The organism is Aquimarina sp. AWH4_224 (assembly GCF_056160245.1).
In genome coordinates this window covers 589,660-613,573 of record NZ_JBSWWU010000002.1, presented here as the reverse complement: position 1 = coordinate 613,573, position 23,914 = coordinate 589,660, and the positions used below count along the sequence as shown (strand labels likewise).

Genomic DNA, 23,914 nt, shown 5'->3' with positions numbered 1-23,914 from the left:
ATTTTTTGAAACTCTACATGTTATTGTATATTACCATATAGTCTGACATCAAATCTGTAGTTATTTATTCATAGAACTTCCCTGCATATAGTAGCAGAGCAAAGTTCTTCCAACTCGCTTTTTCACCTATTGACTCGCTATCTTTTCCATAACTTTCCATAGCATCTAAAAAGGAAGCAATTGTTCCATTCTCCCAACCGTTTGCACCAGGACCGTATGGAGATGAAGGTTTTGTTTTTTCTTTTTCATCTTCATCCATTTTGTCTTCTTTTAATGCCTTAATAAACCTAAAGAAAGACTCCTTTGAATCTACTTTTTCTAATAGCTCATATAAATTCATATTCCTTTTTTATGTATTAATATACTCTTACTCCATTTTTATACTTAGCCAGTTCTCTTCCTTTAGTAAAATTCTCATAAATAATCGCAGTTTCCCATCGATCCTTAAAATGTCTCATCAGCATTCTCTCCAGCCTTCTCATCCCTAAAGCTTTGTTGGGTTTTGAGTTTCTATGACTCTTATCGTAAGAATAAAAAGTTCGTGAGTTTCCATCCTTAAAATATACAATGCACTTGGTAAGGGACCTAAAAGGTAAATCTTTTAAAATCATCATGTAAACAGCTTGATAAGATTTCTTTGTAAACTTTCTTTATATACCTTGATTAAGGCTTCATCATTATAAGCCGACAACCTTTTATGGTGTAAACAAAAAAGCTCAAAGCGAGTTTTGCTTTTGTGTTTACCTACTCCTTTATCGTGATCTTTCCATTCTTGTTCTGTTTGCTGAATCAATAATTGATTTCTGATCTCTTGTTTTACAACCTCTTGTTTTGCAAACCATTTGTAAGTTTCTTTAAAACTGTTCTTATGGTTTTCTGGATGAAAGTATACATGTGCTGGCGGGATCCATCGATTTGAATCTCGTTCAAGCCATCTCGATACCATATCAATACGTTTGTAGAGAATATCCTGATACTCCTTCCAATCTTCTTTGCTTCCTTCTATCTTAAATTTTAGATATACCGAAGCCCAAATGTAATTAAGAATCTCTGTCTCCTCTGGTTCACTATACAATTTGTGAGTATACAAAACCACTCTGGCATATCTCCAGAAGTCCCGAACCAATTGTAAAGAAAAAGCCGAATCTGATTCTTTTTCCAAATCCTTGATTTGTTTTTTCGAATCAAAAATCCGGCTTTCCTCCGTGTTCATGTCTTGTTCTTGTTCAGTTCCTGTAACGCAGTTATCATCTATTTTATGAACCGATAGGTGAACTCCTTTTTTTGAAGTTATCAACTTATCAACACCCCTATTATTATTTACTTGTTCTTGTTGTACATGAACTAATGGGTGTAAATTTTTCACTCTTTGACCAAAAACATCCATATTAACCCATAATTCGATACCTGATTTACCTCTGTTTTGTTCATAACTTATAAACCCTGCTTGCTTCAATCTTCTCTTATGATTTAAGATCGTTTTCACTGTACATCCTTTACAACTGGCAAGGCTAGAGTTATAGGTTCTAAACCCTGGAAGCCCCTTCTTAAAAGAATCTCCTAAACTAATAGCTTGATTTAGCTGTTTAACATACATTCTAATAATTAGTTCTGCAGTAGCTCTATGGCTTGCATTTAGTTTTACTTTTAAATCAAAATGCTTCTCATTATGGATATCAATAAATGCCTTCGTGTTTTTAAAAACTTTAGAGAAATCAATATATCCTAGCGCTTCCTTATCAGCCATGAGATCTGTTTTTAAGGTGTTGTAATTCTTTCAAGGAAGTTAACACAGAATCATAACAAAAGATCGTATGACTTATTTTTTCATTGAAGATTTCGCTGTTACGTTCTCCAAACTGACTCCTTAAATTTTCTAGGGTTTGGATCATATCTTGCCGCTCTTGCTTTAAAAATACCAATTGTTCTTCTAGGGTCAACATAAAAGATAATGTTTACATCGGTTTACATGGGTATATTTCTCTCGAGATACTCTAAAATACTCTTCTTGGAATATCGGATTACCTTTCCTGCTTTAGAATATCGAATCTCATCAAAATCTCTTAGTTCCTGCATTTTAGTTTTGCTTTTCACTCCTAATAATTTCTTGGCTTCTTCTGTGGAAAGCCAATCATTTGCAGGGTCCATATTTGCTAGAGCTTCTTCTTTGGCCTCTCGGATAGTGGTTCTTACCATTTGTAACATCTCTCGTTGTAAATGATGATAGGCTTCCGATTCAAATACGATAATTTCCATAAAATTAATTGTTTACATGTATTTCTAACTGTTCAAGGAATTTGTCTCGAGAGATCAAAATGGATGGGTATTGATAGTTAGTATTGACTAGAATCCAATCACCAAATGGTAGTTCATTTCTTTCCAATTTATACCATTTTATTTGTTGATCTGTTGACATAGTCCCTTGATTAAAACTTATGAGAACAAAGAGAAGCATTTTGATAATACAAAAACAGTGGTAAAGGGGTTTACAACCCCTAAGCATTTAAACCAACATATTGTATTTCAATGGTTTAAAAATTAAAAAAATTATATTTTTGAGGGAAATATTAGTATCTTGCTGCAAAGCACAAACACATATTTAACTTATTTTTTTAATGCATTCTTCTATATTAGAAAAGTCTATACTTAAATCAGAATTATCAAAAGAAATCAAACAATTCGCAAAAATGCACCATATTCAAACTCTTGATGAACTTTTACAAATCAAAGGCTCAGAATTAGTAAACATGAAAGGGTTTTCATATCGAATGCTACAAAGTTTGTTAGACTATTTGAATGATCATAATGGACTACACCTTTTTAAAGAACAATGATTACAAATCTCCTTTCATCTGATCTAATTGCAATAACATTCCACTTAATTTACTCCTTACAGATTTCTTAGAGCTCTCACTCACCGAGTAATAGTTGTTACTAAGACTCTCGGTAGAAATCAAGCTTGATTTTTGAGTTCTAAACACTGATGAAAGAAAAGTAAACACTTCTGTCTTAGGTCCATCTATTAACTTACATTCATATAAAAGCTTTGTCAACAATGACATTTCCGGAACAGACATTTTTAATAACTTCCGTTTGAAAGAATTTTCTTTTTCAATATCATTTTCTAAGATTATTAGTTGCTTATAGAACAGTATTTCTTCGCTAACCCATTCTATTAATTTCTCCTTCAATGAAGGAAGTTCTGGATTCAAACGAAAGGAGACTGTAACCGCTGTAGTCTTTACTTTTTTTAGATATTGCTGATAGATCTGAAGTTTTTCTTCATTGGTATAATAGTCCTTTATACTATCCTTAACCTGCTTTGTCATAAAGAAAAACACTTTAAAAGTATTATAATCCAAGCTAATCAAAACCGAATATAATTTATCTAGTGTAGGTTGATTCTCTTTTGTAAACAAATGATCCAGTACTTTGATCAATATCTTATAATAGTCTCTGGATTCATAGGTCAAATTAGGCAAAGTGTTACTACATATTTGAGATAACACTTTGGAAATTTCCTTCACTATAATCTCGGGAGCCTTTAGCTTATTTAGTTCTCTTAGTAATCCAGATATTGTTTCTTGATATCTATTTACAAACCATAATCGTTGTTGGTAAGGAATAGATAAAGATTGATCCAGATATCTTGGGAATACCTGTTCGATGTACAATAATATAGCATCCAAGGTTCGGTATATCATCTTAAAAATATCAGTATTTGATCGTACCTCAGAGATTTGAAATATCGATTGTTTATCGTCTCCAAATAAGTAATCTTGATCTATAATGTTCATATAGCCCAACACAAACATTTGATAGCTCTTTACCAGGTTTTCGATACTCTTGTTCTGTTCTAAAAATAAAAACAGCTTTCCTGTTAAGTGTCGTTTAAAATTCATTAGTGAATTCTTTAAAAGGTCCTCGTAGTAAAAAAACCTCAACTCTTGATCATCAAAGTTTCCCAGGCTTTTCTGTCTTAAATGTGGATTGATATATTCATCTTTACTTTTTGATTTAAAATAGTTAACATAGTATTCCCTACTTTTTTGGTTGGTCAATGGATGTAGATCCTCATGAAATATCCGGTGAAATACATGCATATGCTCCATAGACAATTTGGTTTTAAGTTTGTTTTCCCTTCTTTAAGTAGTTATTTGCTCATATTTACAGTTTTTAGTTAATCTCTCTTTTATTTTACAGTTTGATGTCTAAGGTCAAGTCAATCGGCTAAAATTACGACAAGCCAGTTTCAAAAAATGAAACTGGCTTGTTGTTTTGTATCCTACCAATCACTATTTACAAACTAGCTGTTGGATTGCAAATCCAAGCCATTAAGCATGCTATGTTCTAAAAAAATCTTCAAAGGGAATTCCGAATTCTTCTTCCGAACCAACAGCTATGCTATATCCTCCTGAAGTAATAAGCTCAAAATCCGAGTTTTTATCAATAATTCTTGTCAATTTCTGTTCACTTTCAATTAATTGTATCTCTAAATAAGCATTTGTAAACTCAAAATGTCCATGAAATCTATCACATGACACACCTGTTAGATATATGACTTCAGGCTGGTCATTAAATGATAATTTCAACATTATTCTCTTTAAACTATGAGTATAACATTCAATTTTAACGTTGGCTCCCTCATATTTTTTGAGATATTCATTAGCCTGTTTTAATTCAATAATTGTTTTCATTTATTTAGTTATAAATTCAGTGATATCTCTGTTACTGCTGATTTACAAGCAGTATTCTTCAAATAACTAGTTAAATTACTCTAAAATATAACAAGCCGGTGTCAGAAAATGAAACCAACACACTCCTCCAAAACACAAAACAGCTAATAAACTATGACTGTTTTGATTTATTTGTAGTTAAAGGATTGGCGACATACGTCTCAGACGAGCACCATTGGGGAATATAATTAAATACTCTATGTTATCTAGGGTAAACATGCTACCCTTTACCCCATAGAACCATTTGTAAACCTGGTTTATTGGGGTTTTATTACTTTTAATTCTTCTCCATACAAACTAGAAATCTTCAATTCTTTAACATTAGAAAAAAGATTTATTAAAACAACAACCGTGTTCTCATTTTTGGACTCAATCTCTTTGACTTCTCCTATCGGTATATTTTTATAGGTTAATAGGTCTCTTTCGTTTAGTTCTCCTTCTTCAACAATACAAGAAATAAAATACAAATCATTATTTACATCGCTATTGAAGGCATTATTTATTATTATTTTCATGTTCAAATATTTTTATCTAGAAAACGATACATTTACCCCATTTTCCACTTCTTTAACTATTGCTTTTGTAAACCCGTTTTTTGCCGCCTGTTGACCCGACCAAGTGTTCCAGGCTGCATCAGTTTTACTAAGTCCATTTTCAATCCCTTTTTGATATTGAACTAAATTATCAGAAATCCCGGTTTGATAAATATCAGACTTTACCCAAAGAGCTTTAAACTCATTCATACCTTTTACAGCTTCCGCAAAAATATCACTACCAATTCCCAATCCCTTTAATTCGCTTGGAATATTTAATTCTATTGACACACTTCCATTTATGCCTTGATCAAAGAAACCAACAGCCTTGTTATTAACATATGCCCAAACTCTTGATCCCATTGTGTTTGAGAAGTTAATTTTTGGAGTGACAACATTTTTAGCTCCTTTCATTAACCTAGCAATTCTACTAAAAACGACTCCAACTCCTTCGCCAGCTAATTCCATTGTTGAATTAGCAAACCTTGCACCTTGCTGGTTTGAAACTGCAGCAATTGGATCATCTGAAGTTACACCAGTTACGATATCATCTAGTATAGCTGCTTGAGGATTGAAAGTGGAAACCGCATCTTTTGCATCTTTGAATAATTTAATTGGATTCTTTACTCTTTCTATATGATTTGTTACAGCTGTTTTAGCAACACCAACAGGATCCACCACTGCCTTTTTAATTGCACTGCCTGCAGTCACATATGTGTTTTTAAAACCGTTCCAAACTCCTCCGTAATACTTTTTTATTGCTTTCCAGCATGTTTCACAATTCCCATCAGGATCCATAAATAGTATTGGGTTGTTTAAGCTATATTTATAAGGAGTCCAATCATAGAATTTTTCAGACATATTGTCAATATTCATCCACCTTCCCAATGAAGCTTCATAGTTCCTTGCACCAAAATCCATCCAAGCTAAACTATATTCATCTTGCTCTTCTTTTCCTATAAATCCATAACTATGATTTCTACCTCTAAGTACTTCATTATAACCCTTATGCCTTAACCCAAATGGATAATAGTTCTTTTCTTGTACAATCTCATTTTGGGTAATGCTACCATCTTTGTTAGCATCCTTGTAGGATAACCTAATATTATCAAGATGATCCTTAAACTGATACACATACTTATACCCATCAGCTTCTTTTTCTACAATACCTTCGGCTTGGTTAAAGAACTCCAGATTTCCATTTTTGTATACATAATTACCCGCATACTCTGTTGTGATAGAACTTCCCTCTGTTACGATCTTTTTTTGTTTCGCTCCAGTGGCGTCGTAAATATAAGCAATTGTTCCTGTACCCTCGCTATTGCTAATCGAAACTGTTTCTGGTAAGTTTAAGTGATTATAGGTAATCGATGAGATCCCTTTGTTACGGTCTATGATCATATTGCCATTAGCATCATACTCAAAATCATTATTGGTATTGGTGCCATCTTTAAAGCCGTAGTTGTCATTACCCGTATCTGTTACTTTTTGGAGTTTGTTACCGCTATCGTAGGTGTACGACAAGTTATCCATCTCATTAAAAGTATTTCCGCCTACAAAACCATTTCTGCTTAAGCTTTCAATATTGCCCATCTTATCATAGGTAATGCTGGATACATCAAAGTTACCACTATGGCTATTGGCTGTAGTTAATCTATTTAAAGCATCATACTCATAATTATACCAACGGTGATAGTTATCATTGGCCGTTTTCCATGAGGTTTGTGAGATATTACCATTATATAACGGATTTGCCCCATTATTATAAGCTATCCCGAAGGCAAACAGATCATCTCCTAGGTTATTGGGATTATTGATTGTTTTTAACCATCCTCTGATGTTGTAGGAGTAGTCTACTGTTTGCAGTCCCGCACTTCGAGTAACCTCAGCGCTCGGTAGGCCGCCCACTTTTTTGCTTACCAATTGTCCTAACTCATCATAAGTGTTGTTTACAATCATCTCTACATCTTGATCATTGATCTTTTGGGTTTGGGTAAGCAATCTACCCGTATGATCATAGGTAAATTTATCAACAGTGATCAAAGGAGTACTTCCATTTTTTACATGCGAGGTAGTCGTCTCTTCTACTCTACCAGTAAAGTCCAGTTTCATCGAAGTCTTATCAATAGTACTTAAGTAATGGTTTCTATTCCCTATCCAAATCGCTCTTGCTTTATTGTCATAAGCCGTTACGGTAGTAATCCAGTTATTGGTTCCTAATACTCTTACCTTGGTTCCTGTAGGCAAGCTTCTTACACGATCTGTAGTTGCTACGCCATATACACTTACTGGCTTATCCATACCATGACGATCAAAATTGTAGTCATCATAGTAGTTGATCGTTAATAACTCTATGTTAGTGGTTGGAAAAGCATTACTACTATAAGAAATCTTTGCTCCATTTATGGTTGTTTCTGCTTTTCGTTTTTCTATAGTTTCAGGATCAACAGTCGTATTAATTTCTATTTGGATCAATTTACGCGATCTACTATCTGTATATTTACCCGTATAGGCTATTCTACCATATGCATCATATTTAGTAAACAGCCAGGTATTTTCTGCTGCTAGTAAAGCATCCTGAGTTAAAATAGGACGATCTTGTTTGTCGTACACTATAGATTCTAATTCCTTACCTGGGATCTTCTTTTCAATCAATCGATTTCTGTAATCATAACGATACTGATAGCAGAGTTCGCCAAGTTCCGTTGCTGACACACCATCGGTTACATTCACCTTTGGAGTAATCACAAAGGAAAGTTGATTAAATCTATCATATACATAATAGGTGTCATGGGCATCTCCATTGTTAAAAACACGCTTAAGAATCACTCGTTCATGTTTATCTCTATACTCTCTGGTGGTGCGATTATCTACATCTGCCGGGGTCCAGTTCTCATCTTTAGTGATACTTACGTACAACTCATTGGCAGTGTAATATCCGTTTTGTGATAAAACGGGTTGCTCAATATCATTAGCAGTAAATGTAACATCAAAACGCATTACTTCATTTGCTATATTATATTTCCAATCAGATTTGATCGTATGATCGGTATCACTGATAGGGTCGGCTTTCCAGTCTTTACCTGGTGCTCCTTGTTCTAGTGTTCTATTTAATGGAGAATCCTCAAAGATCGTCTCACTATAGGCATTTACTTGTGCTGGGTTAGTGATCCCTGCAAAGTCTGCAGCATAGGTATCTAGATAATACTGATTAATATCGGCAGTGATATTTACTGCAGTATAACTACCTTGGTTTGCCTTAGCAAAAGGCAAGTACTGCTTGGCTTGTCTACCCACTTCATCATACTCTATATGGGTGATGATATCGGCTTCGGTAGGCGAGGTTTTGATGGCTGTTTGTTGTTTGGGTCTTCCTAAACCATCAAAATAAGTGACTGTTTCTATCACATCCTTGTTAAACTGAATCTCGTCAGATGAGTTCATCTCTTTGAGATAACTTCTGGTAAATACATAATTTTTGTTACTTGATAAGCTTAGAGAGTGCAGAGTATTTACACATCCTTGGTGTTCTCCATATTCTTCTGGACACTTATCAGTATTATCCCTTATATATCCTGTAGGTTGCATACACCCTATTTGTGTATTATTTGGATCCCCAAAACCGTCATTGTCTCCATCTTTATACCATACTGTTTCAGGATTAATAGTCCCATCGCCATCATTACAATCTGTTAAAGGTAATTCTGTCCTTGTATATCCTGTACCAGGGTTTGTACAACTGTTGACGGTACTAATAGCATATCCGTCTCCGTCACCATCTTTATACCATACTGTATCAGGATTGATCGTTGGATCATCGTCATTACAATCTGTAACAGGTATAGGTGTTCTCGTATAGTTAACACCAGGACTCTTACAAAATTTCTTCGTACTGCTGGCAAATCCATCTCCATCTCCATCATAGTACCAAACGGTATCAGGATTAATTGTGGGATCGCTCTCATCGCAATCACCTAATGGCATTGGAGTTAAATAATAATCTCTTGATGGACGTATACATTGCGTCGTTGTGCCACTGGCAAAACCATCACCGTCATTATCGTAGTACCATACTGTGTTGGGGTGTACGTCAATATTATCGTCATTACAATCGGTTACTGGTTTGTAACTTCTTGTGTATTTACTCCCCGGTGAGGTACATTGATGTTTTATACTACTAGCAAAACCATCACCATCGTTATCATAATACCATGCAGTATCAGGATTAGTAATCTCATCATTGTCGTTACAATCGGTTATGGGTAAAACTTCAGAAGTATATTTACTTCCAGGACTAGTACATTGCGTTTTGGTACTGCTAGCAAAACCATCACCATCGTTATCATAATACCACACTGTATTGGGATGGATATTGACATCACGATCATCACAGTCATTTTTATTAATTACATACCCCAAAGGTTGACCACATTGTTGTTTCGTTACAGAAGGATTACCGCTACCATCCTTATCAAAATCTTCGTACCAAATGGTATTAGGATGGATATTAATATTACCATCATCACAATCCAGATTATTGGTCACATAACCACTTGGACGAACACTATGATACACTCTAGTTGCTGCAGCTGGAGAACCAAAAGTATCCAAATCCCCATCGATGTAAAAGTATCGTGGTGGAATATTGGTGATATACTCATCCCCATCATTGATATCATCATTATTATTTACGTAACCTGAAGGTTTGGTGCAACTCCTAGTAGTAACACTAGCATTCCCTCTACCATCACCATCAACGTCTCTATACCAAACTGTATTAGGGTTTATATTAATATTACCATCATTACAATCGGTTTTATTGGTTACATACCCACTTGGCATTACGCTTCTATATACCTTATTGTTTGGATTCCCAAAACCATCTCGATCATAGTCTCTATAAAAATAGCGTGGCGCGATATGAGTGATATGTACATTATTATCATCTCTATCATCATTATACAATACATAATTGGCAGGCTTTGTACATTGAATCTTCATAGGACTAGTACGCCCTCTACCATCACCATCATGATCATAGTACCATCGGGTAGTAGGATTGATTGCAGCACTACCATCATTACAATCCGTATTGTTAGGTACATAGTTGGTCGTAGGAGTAGTAACATATGCAGAGTTAGGATTACCATATCCATCTCTATCTCCATCATAATAATATTTGGTAGTACCCCCGCCTCCATCAATAGGCCCATCAGTTAATTGCGCTTCTGCACTGTATCCCATTAGTAATAGGAATACAATCATCAATATCTTGTTTTGCATGTCTTCTTACTTTTATAGGATTAGTTTTTGTAATTGTATTTATTCTCAGAAATCAAATTGCCATCAGCATCACGTACGTACTCTAGGCGGTTAAACTCGTCATACTCATAGTAGACCGTATATCCTCTTGGATCGGTCATGCTAGTCACCCCAACCAAAGGATCATAGGTATATGTGGAGACCATCGCGGTATCACCTAGTTGATCCCGCAATTGATCTAGTGCTTCTCGTAATGCCCCTTCTTTTCCCTGATAATACAAAGTGCGATCATTATCATCATTGGATTTTGCAGCAAGCCTTAGATTTACTAAATCGTTTATGAGATCGTTATAAGCAATGTTTTCTATTTTGGCTATTGGGTACTGGTCATTATAACCCCACACAATTGTAATAGGAACTCCATCATTTCTATGGTACTGCTGTATATTTCCTTTTGCATCTCGTCTATCGATGGTAGAAATTTCTTGTAACTCAAAATCTCCTTTACTTCTTGAGATGGTTTTTTGAAGTATCAAACCATTAAAATTGTCATAATGATTTTGATGAGTAGAAACTACCTCATTATTCTCTTTAACGATCTGTTTTATGGGTTCCGCAATTCGATGCTGATTAACCAAATCTGTCATATAAGCCAATCCACTAACCTCCGAATGGAAAGGATAAAATGTATTAGTGATGTACGAATCTCCTTTACTATCAATAAACTCTTTTTTAGTTAAAAGACTATTTTGGGGATGTGCTTCATAGTAAAATCGTTCTGTGGTCTCGGCATAACTATTTTGATCGTTAGTATCAAAAGTTTTGGTAGTGGTCTCGGTTAACTGAGCTCCCGCATTGGTGATGTAATGATATTTAGCCCACCCAAACAAATTGAGTGAAGGAGACCAGTTTCTGCACACAGCTTCAAAGTCTTTATATACCAAACCATATATAAGTTCATCATTATCCCTATAAATAGTATAGGTATACTTTGTCTCCGATACTTTCTTACCAGATTCTGAATAATGAACTGTACTCGATTTCCTCCCTCTTTGATATTCTAAATTAGCCTCAGTCCTGCTCATCGGTGGATATGGCTGTACCATCGTTCCGGTTCTGGCAAGTTTCCCCACGTACATATTTCCTCCTCCTGGTTGGTTGGGATAATCTGGATCATTAATAAAATAACATACGTCTGGATTAGGAGGCAAATTAGTTGCCACGTTACTGTAGGTTGATATACGATAAAACCCTTCCTTCACCACTGTTGGATGCGTATCATAGGTTTCTGGAGCATTAAAAAGGTGAACGGTTTTGCCGTTACCTGTTATACTTTCTGTAACCTTTGTATACAAAACACTATTTCCTTGTCCATTCTCAATTTGATTAAAAGGATGCGAACTCCGTTTTGTATATACATTCCATTCATCAAATTCGGTTTGGACATACGGATCATCTTCATCATGAATTCCCCAACGCAATACTCGAAACGCTCGATCTTGATACACATTACTCCCTGGCTTTCTAAAAAAATTGATCTCTGTACCAAAAATAGGGTTTGCAAACAAGACACCGCTTGAAAGTTCCTCTCCAGCTATTGTCTTATCATAAGAATAGTTTTTTGTAATAGTAGTTCCTTCTTCATCATCATGAATTATCTGTTTGATCCGTAATCCTCCTCCCAGATAATTCTTGTCTGCTTTTTGATCATAATAGGTATTCGATTCAAAAACATAGGTTCTTGATCCCCCCGTTGGAAATATAATTTTGCTTAACATTCCCGCTTTATTTTTTACAGGATTTGGTTGTCTATTCGAGCCATTTAGTATCCATCCGCTAGCAGTGGCAGGGTATATTCTATATCGATCCATACCATCAAAAGAAGGATAAACATGCATCTGAGGGATTAAACTTTGAGCATTGTTATCATTATAATATCCCCACGCATCTTGTTCATAGGAGAATCGATGGGGTAGTTTGGTAGTTTCGTACTCAAACTTGAATCGTGTAATCTTATTTATACCTTGGACTTCATCAATTTTATTAAGGTATAATCTTTTACACCAATTACTATTTTCTAAGTTATTAGGACAATCAGCCGCTGTTTGATAGAAATAATCCAAATCGAACTGTTGTATAGGCGAATTTGGAATAGCGTCTTTTATCGTAATACTGGACAACACTTTACCCCCGTTTGAATCCTCTCTATTGGCTCCGCTAATAAAATCTACAACAATATTATTGCTAGAGATACGCGAGAGAAACTTTGATTTTACTTCGTATTTTGATCTTCTTTCTATACTGGGATCATCATCCAACATTTGATATTTGTTTCTATCCTCATCTGTGGTACAATTAGCTCCTGTTTCACAAAAACCTCGATATACCGGAATTCTTGGCATATCGATAATCAACTCATCTTGATAAGAAAACAATAGTTCTGCTTTTGTAGGAGATTCAATCTTCGACAAGTACCAAGCAGAAATATGCTCTGGTTGCTCTTCATCAAAATTGTAAAACCTAACCGGTCTATCAGATGATAGTTCCAGGTAATGTTTTTTGTGAGTAACTTTCGTCTTTTCAGTGTCTTTATACTCGAAAAAATACTTAAACCCCCTCGGATCTGTTACAATAAACTGTGTAAGATAATGCCTGTAATCTTTTCCAAAATAGTGATCGTGTATATGAAAGTTCGGGTCCTTTTGGGGATTATAAGTCACATCGCTATAATCTGTCATTTCGTATTCAATCTTGTAATCCGCAAGTCCTAATATTTTTGGAATCCCTTGCTCATTAAAAACAAAGTCAAAGGACTGACCGTTAGCATAAAAATGATATAGATCCGGCTCCATATCCTTAACTCGTTCTCCTTCTCCTCTCAATTTTGTTAAATGCCTACCTACTTCTACTCTATAATCAATATGGCTTTGAGCCAAGTTAGTATTTGGGAAATTACTTATCTTTTCCTCTGGTATAAATTCGCTATGCAACCAACCCTGAACAACAGGCGCCAAGTGTGGGTCTCGAGCATCATTGACTGCAGTTTGAAAAAACAACGCGTCATCAGGCACATCCTTTACCGTTCTGGTAATAAGCCCTCCTGCCATTAATTTCCAACCCGTACCAACCCATGTGGATTTGCTATTCACTTTTACACCTCCAGAATTATAACTTAATTGAATAGGTAAATTAATATCTCTATCCTCAATCGTATAAATAGGCACTGTGATGTCGATTTTACCATCATTACTTACTGTCGGATGTGCAACATAATTGTTAAAAGCAGCAGCAGTAGGTGATTGAAAAGAAGGTCCTACTTTATCAGAAAATACTCCATCTTGTTGTGCTCCTGTATAAGTTGCACTATGTTGGCCATAAAAACTGAAAAAACTGAAACAAATAGTAGAAAATACTAAGATTTTCAGCTGGTTAGTGTTGATCATTCTCATTACTTAATTTTTGTTTTATTGTATTAATCCCATAATATTTAAACCAATTACCATGCGCCAATGAATCGGAAAGGGATAAGCAGAGAAATCTTCTCTTTTGGTGCCTACTCCTAATACAACTTATCCCTTATGATTCATTATCTAAACACAAATAATTGTAATTCAATTTTTCCTTTTTGTAATGCAATGTTACTATGTGTTAGTTTCATATTTTGAAACTGTGCTTTATTGAAATGTTAAAATTTTTTGATAATTTTTCCCTTGTTCATCAAAACCGGAGCAAAGCTAATTTGTCATGTAGAAATATCCTTACAGAAATCTGTATTACGAGTGTTTTTTTATAAAATGTATCGTTATAAGTTTTGATCAAAGTTCTGGAAATTAGCCTTTCAATTCCTTGTGCAGTCGGAGTAATCCTTATAAAAGAGGATAGTTCTTGCATAGTAATCTCAAGTTTTATTTTGGGTTTCTTTTCTTGTTTTTGCATGCAAACCTAATGTATTCTCTGTTACCTTATTAGGGGAAAAATACCCTTTTCGATAAAAGGAACAATCCACTAGATCAGAGGCACAGTTAGTCTTATTTTTTTAAATTGATAAGCAAGTATACTTTAAAAAAACACGGCACATTACAACTGATAAAAACATTTTAATTTGAATTCAATCGTGATATTTTTTGATTATTTCAGAATAACCAAGATTTATGTACTTCTAAAACTTTACTCCTATTTGGCTTTGTTAAACTTGAATAAGATTGCAAATCAACAAAACAATTGTTATCCGAAAATCTTCTCTGCAGCTTCATCCAAAACTTGATTTTCAAAGTCTGCAAAATAAGCCTCAGTTGTATAATAATTGGTATGACCGAGCATGTCTCCAACTTGTGCTTTTGAAACTCCCTTATGTAAACCTGCTGTAGCAAAGGTATGTCTAGCTACATAGGTAGTTAATTTTTCCTTGAGTCCTATTTGTTTTCCTATCGTAATCAATCTTCTTAGATGATTTCTACGACGATTCTTATAAACTTCAAATATTCTATCATCAGATTCTTCACGAAAAACGTCTTCTAGTATAGGAAAGATTAAATCATTACTCGATTTTTCTCGTAGATAATATTCAAAAATGGGAGCTACATTTTCTGGGATCAGAATATCAAATTCTTTTACATTACTGCCTCTTTGAGTTTTTCTTCTTTTATATTGAAGTCTTCCTTTATCTACAGCACTAACTTTTAAGTAGGCTAAATCCATAAAATTCATTCCTCTCATATAAAAACTCACTAAAAAGTAATTCTTATGATGCCATAATGGAGAAGCTACAGGGTATTCCTGTTCTACTATCTTGTTTATTACATCAAGTGATACCGCTCGTTTTTTGGTTCTTTGTTGTTTTATTGAATACCCGTTTCTACCGAATGGATAATGCTCCATAGTAAGTTCTGTTTGCGAATCCTTAATCGCCAGATTATATATCCTTCGAATAGATCTTAAATGAACCCCCAAACCATTAAGACTATTACCCTGACCTAAATAATAAGCTTCTAAATCTTCTAAAAACAGCTCATTGATATCTGACATTAATATATCTTTACCATGATTGTATTTCATTAGAAAAACGATTGCATTATGAATAGCATCTGCAGTCCCAAATCGCTTAGCTCCATAATATCTTGTCATTACTTTTCTACCATATTCTTTTAAATATGTCCCTCTTTTCAGAGAAACTATATCGGTATTCATCGACTTCTGTTCTTCTTCATTTTTTATAGCTCTTACTATTAGATCTGCAACTTCATAAACAGTCATGTTTTTCAGATTAGTATGGTAGTCCGCAATTACTTTTGTAGCAACTACCATTCTCGAGCTAATGAAATGATTTGCTCTGGCCGAATTTTTAAATGTTGATTTTATTTGTCTCTTTTCTACATTCCATTCCGCCGGATTTAACTTATATCCTAAAGCAATATTCTTTGGAATTCTTTTATGATAGACTCTAATAACTAGAGGAAATTTAACCGCCTTTTTATTTCGTTTATCCAACATTAAAGTTAACGTAGCCATATGAATATTTTTACATGTCTAAAGTAGGTCATAGGTTCTCGACACGCAAGCAAATTTGCTTGCATTTTGCTTGCATTTTCTGGTTTTATATGGTTTTATAAAATTCCATTTGGATTCAATTTTTTTGTAATTGTTTTATCATCAAACAATTAAGGTTTACTTGAGATTTATTAATATCATTTGTCTATTAACTGTTAATCAAAGGGTCCTTGGTTCGAGCCCAAGAGGGGGAGCTTAAAACAAGAAACGTCATCTATAAAGATGGCGTTTTTTTATTGTAATTCTGTTGGGCGAGAAGTTTATCCTGAGAATTATCGAAGGAAGCCCAAGAGGGGGAGCTTAAAATAAGAAACATCATCTGAAAAGATGGCGTTTTTTTGTTTTTATAAATTTTCATTTTGAAATGATTTCTGATCTCTTCGTTGCTTCTTCTTACTCCAAAGAATTAAAGTACTGTATACCTCTGTTACTAATATCTGATCTTTAACCCTCAATCAACAACTTTAATCAATTTTGTAGGGGTACTTGTAGGGGCAAACTTTAGAGATGTGAGACAAGTACTTTTTATTTTTGCAACACTTAAATCTGTACCGTTTACTACGTGGTTCCCCTTCTTATAGCTCGCTATAAGATATGCCTTTTACAAATTTGTTGCTTTCTATCGAAAAAATTCAAATGAAAATAGGGTATCTAGGGTTGAACTTGTATAAGGTATAGAAAACTATAAGACCATTAAAAGCCCCTTATACTATGAGACAAATTTCTACTCTGTTAATTTTATTTTTAACCTTAATCTGTTCATTACAAATAAGTGCCCAAGAAGCTTATTTGGTAAAAGACATCAACCGTAGCACCAACTTTGGTGCCGATGTAGAAAACCTTATTGAATTTAAAGGACAACTTTTTTTCTCTGCTGATACTGACACTTATGGAGACGAACTCTGGGTAAGTGACGGTACTGCAGCAGGTACACATTTATTTGTCGACATCAAATCTGGAAGTAGAAGTTGTACCCCAAAATCATTAACTGTATTTAACGATAAACTTTATTTTAGAGGAGACGATGACATTCATGGAGATGAATTATGGGTAACCGATGGTACACCTCAAGGTACTAGCCTCGTTGCGGATATTTTCCCTGGAGCAGGCGATTCTGGCTTATCGAATATCACGGTGTACAACAACAAACTCTATTTCAGAGCAAATAATGGGGTCAATGGTAGAGAACTTTGGGAAAGTGATGGAACCTCCGCAGGAACTAAAATGGTAAAAGATATTGTAGTAGGCAGCGGAAGTTCTGGCCCAAATCATTTAACCGTATACGGTAATAAATTGTATTTCTCAGCAAACGATAATACTAACGGTGAGGAATTATGGGTGAGTGATGGAACGGAAGCTGGAACTCAATTATTAAAGGATATTAATACGAGTGCATTTGGATCCAGTTACCCGAGTTCCCTTACGGTATATAATAACAAGTTATATTTTACAGCCAATGATAATAGTTCCGATGCTGAATTATGGGAATCCGATGGTACCGAAGCAGGTACCAAGCTTTCGGTAAATGTTAATCCAATAGCGAGTTCTACCCCTCAAGAACTTACCGTATTTAATAATAAACTTTATTTCCGAGCAAACTTTCCATCTATTGGAGTAGAATTAATAGAAACAGATGGTACTCCAGCAGGTACTAAACTAGTGAAAGACATCAACCCAACGGGAGGGTCTTCTCCTGAAAAGTTTAGGGTATTTAATAATAAACTTTATTTCTCTGCAAATGATGGGGCAACTGGGGCAGAATTATGGGTTACTGATGGTACTGAAGCAGGTACGCAATTGGTAAAAGATATTAGAACAGGAATCTTTGGGTCCAATCTAGATGATCCGGCTGTTTTTGGTGGTCAATTGTTTTTTAGTGCTTCTAGTGAAAATGGAAACAGTCAACTGTGGGTAAGTGATGGCACGAATATGGGTACTTTTCAATTATTAACGATTGGTGGAGAAAAATCAACATCTTCTAACGCACGATATTTTACGACCTATAATGGTGCTGTTTATTTTAAAGCGAGGGACGATATTAATGGTACCGAATTATGGAAGACTGACGGAACCGAAGTTGGCACACAAATGGTAAAAGATAGCTGGCCAGGTAGTTCAGGATCTACTGGTAGAATGCTTGGAGTTATGAATGGTAAATTGTACTTCCAAGGAAGTGAAGGGGTTAATGGACAAGAGTTATGGGAAACTGATGGTACGGACGCAGGTACCAAACTCGTAGCTGATATCAATACAGGGAACGGTGGATCTAGTCCTAGAAATGCTGTAATTTTAAACAATAAGATGTATTTCAGAGCCTATACCCCAACATATGGTGCAGAGTTATGGGTAAGTGATGGTACAGAAGCTGGTACACAACTCGTAAAAGATATTATTCCAGGTGCTAGTAGTAGTGGTCTCAATAATTTAGTAGTATATAATAATAATATTTATTTCAGTGTATATACTCCTACTTATGGAACCGAAATTTGGGTAAGTGACGGAACTGAAGCAGGGACGCAATTATTTGCAGACCTTGTAGCGGGTACATCAGGAGCTAATCCAAGAAATTTTAAAGTATTTGATAATAAATTATATTTTAGAGCTTCGGACAGTACGAATGGAACAGAACTATGGGTGACTGATGGGACAGTTGGTGGAACTAAAATCGTAAAAGATATTCGATCGGGGTCAGGAGGTTCTGGTCCAGAATGGTTCGAGGTCTTCAATAATAAATTATATTTTAAAGCCAATGATGGTATACATGGAAATGAATTATGGGAAACCGATGGAACGGAAGCAGGAACCAAATTAGCTGTTGACGTTAGAGAAGGTTCGAACAGTTCATCACCCAGTCGATTAATAGTGCATTTGGGGCGTCTATACTTTCGTGCCAATGATGGTATTTCGGGGGATGAACTATGGGAAACCGATGGAACATTAGATGGGACAAAATTAGCAGCTGATATAAATCCTGGTTCTGGAGGTTCTTCATTAGACGAAATCGCAATTTTAGGCAATAAAATGATTTTTGATGCCGATGATGGTTTAACAGGAGAAGAAACTTGGGCATTCGAACCTTTTGATTGTACTTCGTTACCAACAACCACCATATATGTTAGCCCAACGGGAGTTGCAGCAAATAGTGGGTATTCTTGGGCAGAAGCGACTTCGTTACACCAGGCTTTAGTATTAGCAAACCGATGCTCTAGTATAGAAGAAATATGGGTGCAACAAGGAACGTATACTCCTGGTATTGATCGTATCGATACATTTTCGATTCCTGATAATATTAAAATTTATGGAGGTTTTAATGGTACAGAAACTAGTCGTACAGAAAGAGATTGGGTAGCTAATCCTACTTATATCAACGGAGATATCGGGATTCCAAATGCGATTTCAGGAAACTCTTTTACGTTATTAACATTTAGAAATACGGATAATGCTATTATCGACGGTTTTATTATAGAGGAAGCCAATGCAGAAATAGACAGAAATGGAAGTCTTTTAGACGATACCAGAGGCGGAGGTATCTATCTAACGAATGCCAATAATAACCAGATCGTCAATTGTATTTTTAGAAATAATCTAGGGCTAGAAGGTGCTGCCGTTTATCATAATTCTGGAACAAATAATAATTATATCAATTGTTTGTTTTACGGAAATGAAGCTCAACAAACTAATCCTGTTTTTGTAGAAGAAGGGAACTCAAGTTTTATTAACTGTACCTTTTTCGATAATACCGCGACTACTAGCCATGGAATTTTAGGAACGAAAGATGGAACGATCACTTTTACCAATGGTATTGTAGAAGGTAATCATGCACTAAATTTTAATACTACAGGAATCGGTAACCTAAATGCAACATACAGTTATCTTAAAGGAGAACATCCTTCTGGTACAGGGAACATTGATGGAACCACAATTACAGATGTACTCTTCAAAGATGCTACAAATAACGATTTTACATTACAAGGAAATTCTCCGCTGGTGGACATCGGAAACAATTTAGCAAATACGCTATCAACCGATCTAGGAGGAAATGATCGCATCATTGATGGAGATGTAAATACCACAGCTACCATCGATATTGGAGCTTACGAATTCAGAAAATCAGAACAAGTCATCACTTTTAGTACTTTGCCAAATGTAACGTATGGGGATGCAGATTTTAATGTAACCGCAACAAGCGATTCTGGCTTAGATATTACCTATTCTAGTTCTGATACTTCGGTAGCTACGGTCTCAGGAAACACAGTAACGATTGTTGGAGCTGGAACAACTACAATTACCGTCAGCCAAGCTGGAAATGTAGCATACCTTCCTGCATTAGAGGTGTCTCAACCTTTAACGGTAATCCCTAGACCAATCACCCTAACTGCAGATGCAGGTCAGAACAAAGTATTTGGTGAAATTGATCCTCTACTAACATATAGTATCACTGCTGGAAATTTAGTCGCTGGCGATGTTCTTAATGGAAGCTTAGAAAGAACGGCTGGTGAAGATGCAGGAAGCTATGCTATCAATCAGGGAACATTAGAAAATAGTAATTACGACATTACTTTTGTATCTGCTGATTTTGAAATTACCAAAGTAGATCAAATCATTACCTTTAATCCGTTGACTGATGTAACCTACGGAGACCAGGATTTCGAAGTAAATACTACCATCAATTCTGGATTAGCAATTGCCTATAGGAGTTCTAACATCTCGGTTGCAACCATTTCAGGAAATCTCATAACCATTGTTGGAGCTGGAAGTACAACGATTACCGCAAGCCAAGCAGGTGATAGAAACTATAATGCTGCTGCTTCAGTATTTCAGACGTTGACTGTGTTTTCGAGACCTATAACGGTAACCGCAGATGCAGGCCAGAGCAAAGTATCCGGCACAGCTGATCCGGTGCTCACTTATAGCATTACCTCAGGAAATCTAGTTGCAGATGATATCCTAAACGGAAGTTTGGAAAGAACTCCGGGTGAAGATGCAGGACGTTACGCCATCAATCAGGGAACATTAGATAATGCTAATTACGACATTACTTTTGTATCCAACGATTTTGAAATCACTAAAGCAATTGTGGTAGCTCCAAGCCTTGGATTGGTTAAACTATACCCTAACCCAGCTGTAGATCAAATTCAAATTGCTGAAATCCCACAAAACAATCGCCTATCGATTTATAATGTGAACGGAAGATTGGTAAAAAGAATAGTGAATTATTCTGAAGAAGAAGTCATCGATATAGCCGCATTACCTTCTGGAATATATATGCTAGAAATCTCATTTTTCGATTTTGGGAATAATCCTATCATCAAGAAGTTTATCAAAAATTAGGAGTGCTACATCTAGCAAAAGTGCATCCTGAACATAAAAAATGGCTTAAGAATAGTATTCTTAAGCCATTTAATTGTTGTTTTAAGAGAATATATCTAGATATCAAATCGATCTAACATCATTACTTTGTTCCAGGCGGCAACAAAATCTTTTACAAATCGCTCCTTGGCATCATCACTTGCGTATACTTCAGATAAGGCTCTTAGTTCAGAATTGGAACCAAAAATCAAATCGGCCCTTGTTGCGGTCCATACTTTATCCTTTGTTCCTCTTTTAAACCCATTAAACAAATATTGTTTATCATCTACAGCTTCCCACTCATACTCCATACTTAATAAATTCTTGAAATACTCATTGGTTAGCGTTCCTGATTTGCTTGTTAAGATACCTGTTTCAGAGGCATCATAATTTGCGCCAATCGCACGCATCCCTCCTACCAAAACGGTCATCTCTGGAGCAGAAAGGGTAAGCAATTGTGCTTTGTCCACCAACAGCTGCTCTGTAGTAAGTGTATACTCCGTTTGTTGATAGTTACTGAACCCATCGGCCATTGGTTTTAGCAGCTCCATTCCTTCGATACTCGTTTGCTCTTGCGAAGCATCCATTCTACCCGGTGTAAAAGGAACCTTTGTTTCATATCCTGCTTTTTTTGCTGCTTCTTCAACACCTACACATCCTCCCAAAACAATTAGATCTGCCATAGAGATTTTCTTATCTCCATTGTTCGCATCAAAATCTGCTTTTACTTTTTCATAATAGGCTAGAACACGTTTTAATTGTTTAGGATTATTAGATTCCCAGTTCACCATTGGCTCTAATCTAATTCTGGCTCCGTTTGCGCCCCCTCTACGATCCGAATCTCTGTAGGTAGCTGCAGAATTCCAGGCAGTACTCACCAATTCACTATTGCTTAAACCAGATGCTGCAATCTTGGTTTTCAATGACGCAATATCTTTTGCATTTACCAGTGTGTGATTTACTTTAGGAATGGGATCTTGCCAAACAAAACTTTCCTTCGGCACTTCAGGCCCTAGGTATGTTGTATTAGGTCCCATATCTCTGTGGGTAAGTTTAAACCAAGCTTTGGCAAAAGCCTTTTCAAACTCCTTTGGGTTTTTGTAAAATCTCTCGGATATTTTTCTGTAGGATGGGTCATGAAGTAAGGCAACATCTGTGACCAACATGGTAGGTTTGTGCTTCTTATTAGGGTCAAAAGCATCTGGATACATCTTTTTGGGATTTACGGCTTGAAACTGATGTCCTCCTGCTGGACTTTTAACCAGCTCCCATTCATTTTCAAATAATCCTTCAAAAAAACCGTGACTCCATTTGTCTGGTGTTTCTGTCCAAATTACCTCCAGGTTAGAAGTCGTAGCGTCTGGACCTTTTCCTGATTTGTAATTGCTTTTCCAACCCAATCCCATATCTGTAATTCCTGCAGCTTCGGGCGCTGGACCGATATGTTCTTCAGAAGCTTTACCATGAGTTTTACCTACTGTATGTCCTCCTGCAATAAGGGCAACGGTTTCTTCGTCATTCATTCCCATGCGACCAAAAGAAATCCGAATATCTTTTGCCGCGGCTGCTGGATCAGGATTTCCATTAGGACCTTCAGGATTTACATAAATCAATCCCATTTGTACTGCTGCCAGCGGTTTTTCTAACTCTCTATCTTCAGAAAATCGCTCATCGTCTAACCACTTTTTTTCAGACCCCCAGTACACATCGGTTTGAGGCTCCCAGGTATCTACACGACCTGCTGCAAAACCATAGGTTTCGAAGCCCATAGACTCATAGGCCACGTTACCTGCCAAAATAAACAAGTCCGCCCAAGAAATTGATTGTCCATACTTCTGCTTAATCGGCCATAATAACCTTCTTGCTTTGTCAAGGTTGGCATTATCTGGCCAGCTATTTTGTGGTGCAAAACGCTGTTTTCCTTCTCTTGTTCCACCTCTACCGTCGCCAGATCTGTAGGTTCCTGCACTATGCCAGGCCATTCGTATGAACAATCCTCCATAATGACCAAAATCTGCAGGCCACCATTCTTGAGAGTCGGTCATTAAGGTTTTTAGATCTTCTTTGAGCGCAAAATAGTCTAAACTCTCAAACTCTTTTTTGTAATCAAAATCTTCTCCTAGCGGATTTGATAACACTGCATTTTTACGCAGTACGGTAAGATCAAGTGAATTAGGCCACCAATCTCTGTTAGACTTAGGCTTACCATTAGTTACCGTACCTGTAGATTTAGCCAGCTTATCAAAACCAAAGGGACAACCGCCCTTCTCGGATTCGCTGGTTACTTTTCCTTCATTACTACTAAATGAGGAGAATAGAACAATTGTTGCTGTGATCGCCAAGGCGCCTACAGTCATCAAAATTCTGGAAAGTGTTTTTTTCATTGTGTGATAAATTAATAGTTGGATTGTAAAATTCTTAAATATTTATCATTGATAAAAACTAATATATAAATGCAATTATTGATGATGTAAATAATTATTATCT

Annotated in this window: 15 protein-coding genes; 2 read left to right on the top strand and 13 right to left on the bottom strand. The window is 35.8% G+C overall.

Annotation, left to right across the window (positions count from 1 at the left end):
- Positions 1-64: 64 nt before the first annotated feature.
- From ACXAGJ_RS06025 to ACXAGJ_RS06000, 6 genes are read right to left on the bottom strand one after another with little or no spacing between them, the layout of a single operon-like run.
- Positions 65-340 (bottom strand): DUF7660 family protein, encoded by a 276-nt coding sequence (locus ACXAGJ_RS06025; protein ID WP_474838043.1) that lies wholly within the window; start codon positions 338-340, stop codon positions 65-67.
- Positions 341-356: 16 nt separating this feature from the next.
- Positions 357-614: a hypothetical protein gene (locus tag ACXAGJ_RS06020; RefSeq protein WP_474838041.1), complete on the bottom strand. Its 258-nt coding sequence runs from the start codon at positions 612-614 to the stop codon at positions 357-359.
- Complete coding sequence (locus ACXAGJ_RS06015) at positions 611-1,747, bottom strand: hypothetical protein (RefSeq protein ID WP_474838039.1); 1,137 nt, start codon at positions 1,745-1,747, stop codon at positions 611-613. Before ACXAGJ_RS06015 ends, ACXAGJ_RS06020 begins: the two co-directional genes overlap by 4 nt.
- Positions 1,740-1,943 carry a hypothetical protein gene (locus ACXAGJ_RS06010; protein ID WP_474837142.1) on the bottom strand — a complete coding sequence of 68 codons (204 nt, stop codon included), beginning with the start codon at positions 1,941-1,943 and terminating at the stop codon, positions 1,740-1,742. Before ACXAGJ_RS06010 ends, ACXAGJ_RS06015 begins: the two co-directional genes overlap by 8 nt.
- A gap of 22 nt (positions 1,944-1,965) precedes the next feature.
- Entirely contained in the window at positions 1,966-2,256 is a 291-nt protein-coding gene (locus tag ACXAGJ_RS06005) for a helix-turn-helix domain-containing protein (protein ID WP_073320001.1), read from the bottom strand.
- Between the two features lie 4 nt (positions 2,257-2,260).
- Entirely contained in the window at positions 2,261-2,416 is a 156-nt protein-coding gene (locus ACXAGJ_RS06000) for a hypothetical protein (protein ID WP_474838037.1), read from the bottom strand.
- A gap of 199 nt (positions 2,417-2,615) precedes the next feature.
- Here ACXAGJ_RS06000 and ACXAGJ_RS05995 point away from each other — a divergent pair, with 199 nt between their 5' ends.
- Complete coding sequence (locus ACXAGJ_RS05995) at positions 2,616-2,834, top strand: hypothetical protein (protein ID WP_474838035.1); 219 nt, start codon at positions 2,616-2,618, stop codon at positions 2,832-2,834.
- Here ACXAGJ_RS05995 and ACXAGJ_RS05990 read toward each other — a convergent pair whose 3' ends face one another.
- From ACXAGJ_RS05990 to ACXAGJ_RS05965, 6 genes are all read right to left on the bottom strand, one after another.
- Positions 2,835-4,112 carry a hypothetical protein gene (locus ACXAGJ_RS05990; RefSeq protein ID WP_474838033.1) on the bottom strand — a complete coding sequence of 426 codons (1,278 nt, stop codon included), beginning with the start codon at positions 4,110-4,112 and terminating at the stop codon, positions 2,835-2,837. It lies immediately after the preceding gene.
- 231 nt (positions 4,113-4,343) lie between these two features.
- Positions 4,344-4,697: a hypothetical protein gene (locus tag ACXAGJ_RS05985; protein WP_474838031.1), complete on the bottom strand. Its 354-nt coding sequence runs from the start codon at positions 4,695-4,697 to the stop codon at positions 4,344-4,346.
- 296 nt (positions 4,698-4,993) lie between these two features.
- Entirely contained in the window at positions 4,994-5,251 is a 258-nt protein-coding gene (locus ACXAGJ_RS05980; protein WP_474838029.1) for a hypothetical protein, read from the bottom strand.
- A 12-nt stretch (positions 5,252-5,263) separates the two neighbouring features.
- Entirely contained in the window at positions 5,264-10,552 is a 5,289-nt protein-coding gene (locus tag ACXAGJ_RS05975; RefSeq protein WP_474838027.1) for a DUF6443 domain-containing protein, read from the bottom strand.
- A 20-nt stretch (positions 10,553-10,572) separates the two neighbouring features.
- Entirely contained in the window at positions 10,573-13,980 is a 3,408-nt protein-coding gene (locus ACXAGJ_RS05970; protein ID WP_474838025.1) for an RHS repeat protein, read from the bottom strand.
- A gap of 775 nt (positions 13,981-14,755) precedes the next feature.
- Positions 14,756-16,039 carry a phage integrase SAM-like domain-containing protein gene (locus ACXAGJ_RS05965; RefSeq protein WP_474838023.1) on the bottom strand — a complete coding sequence of 428 codons (1,284 nt, stop codon included), beginning with the start codon at positions 16,037-16,039 and terminating at the stop codon, positions 14,756-14,758.
- A 750-nt stretch (positions 16,040-16,789) separates the two neighbouring features.
- Between ACXAGJ_RS05965 and ACXAGJ_RS05960 the strand changes: the two genes are divergently transcribed.
- A complete protein-coding gene (locus tag ACXAGJ_RS05960) occupies positions 16,790-21,409 on the top strand; it encodes an ELWxxDGT repeat protein (protein ID WP_474838021.1) in 4,620 nt (1,539 codons plus the stop codon).
- A gap of 95 nt (positions 21,410-21,504) precedes the next feature.
- On the opposite strand, the gene katG is transcribed toward ACXAGJ_RS05960, so the two are convergent.
- A complete protein-coding gene (gene katG / locus ACXAGJ_RS05955) occupies positions 21,505-23,811 on the bottom strand; it encodes a catalase/peroxidase HPI (protein WP_474838019.1) in 2,307 nt (768 codons plus the stop codon).
- Positions 23,812-23,914 lie beyond the last annotated feature (103 nt).

What these genes read in the sequence shown, in the direction of transcription:
- ACXAGJ_RS06025 (WP_474838043.1), bottom strand. Translation starts at nt 340, where the DNA reads ATGAATTTATATGAGCTATTAGAAAAAGTAGATTCAAAGGAGTCTTTC.
- ACXAGJ_RS06020 (WP_474838041.1), bottom strand. Translation starts at nt 614, where the DNA reads ATGATGATTTTAAAAGATTTACCTTTTAGGTCCCTTACCAAGTGCATT.
- ACXAGJ_RS06015 (WP_474838039.1), bottom strand. Translation starts at nt 1,747, where the DNA reads ATGGCTGATAAGGAAGCGCTAGGATATATTGATTTCTCTAAAGTTTTT.
- ACXAGJ_RS06010 (WP_474837142.1), bottom strand. Translation starts at nt 1,943, where the DNA reads ATGTTGACCCTAGAAGAACAATTGGTATTTTTAAAGCAAGAGCGGCAA.
- ACXAGJ_RS06005 (WP_073320001.1), bottom strand. Translation starts at nt 2,256, where the DNA reads ATGGAAATTATCGTATTTGAATCGGAAGCCTATCATCATTTACAACGA.
- ACXAGJ_RS06000 (WP_474838037.1), bottom strand. Translation starts at nt 2,416, where the DNA reads ATGTCAACAGATCAACAAATAAAATGGTATAAATTGGAAAGAAATGAA.
- ACXAGJ_RS05995 (WP_474838035.1), top strand. Translation starts at nt 2,616, where the DNA reads ATGCATTCTTCTATATTAGAAAAGTCTATACTTAAATCAGAATTATCA.
- ACXAGJ_RS05990 (WP_474838033.1), bottom strand. Translation starts at nt 4,112, where the DNA reads ATGGAGCATATGCATGTATTTCACCGGATATTTCATGAGGATCTACAT.
- ACXAGJ_RS05985 (WP_474838031.1), bottom strand. Translation starts at nt 4,697, where the DNA reads ATGAAAACAATTATTGAATTAAAACAGGCTAATGAATATCTCAAAAAA.
- ACXAGJ_RS05980 (WP_474838029.1), bottom strand. Translation starts at nt 5,251, where the DNA reads ATGAAAATAATAATAAATAATGCCTTCAATAGCGATGTAAATAATGAT.
- ACXAGJ_RS05975 (WP_474838027.1), bottom strand. Translation starts at nt 10,552, where the DNA reads ATGCAAAACAAGATATTGATGATTGTATTCCTATTACTAATGGGATAC.
- ACXAGJ_RS05970 (WP_474838025.1), bottom strand. Translation starts at nt 13,980, where the DNA reads ATGAGAATGATCAACACTAACCAGCTGAAAATCTTAGTATTTTCTACT.
- ACXAGJ_RS05965 (WP_474838023.1), bottom strand. Translation starts at nt 16,039, where the DNA reads ATGGCTACGTTAACTTTAATGTTGGATAAACGAAATAAAAAGGCGGTT.
- ACXAGJ_RS05960 (WP_474838021.1), top strand. Translation starts at nt 16,790, where the DNA reads ATGAGACAAATTTCTACTCTGTTAATTTTATTTTTAACCTTAATCTGT.
- katG (WP_474838019.1), bottom strand. Translation starts at nt 23,811, where the DNA reads ATGAAAAAAACACTTTCCAGAATTTTGATGACTGTAGGCGCCTTGGCG.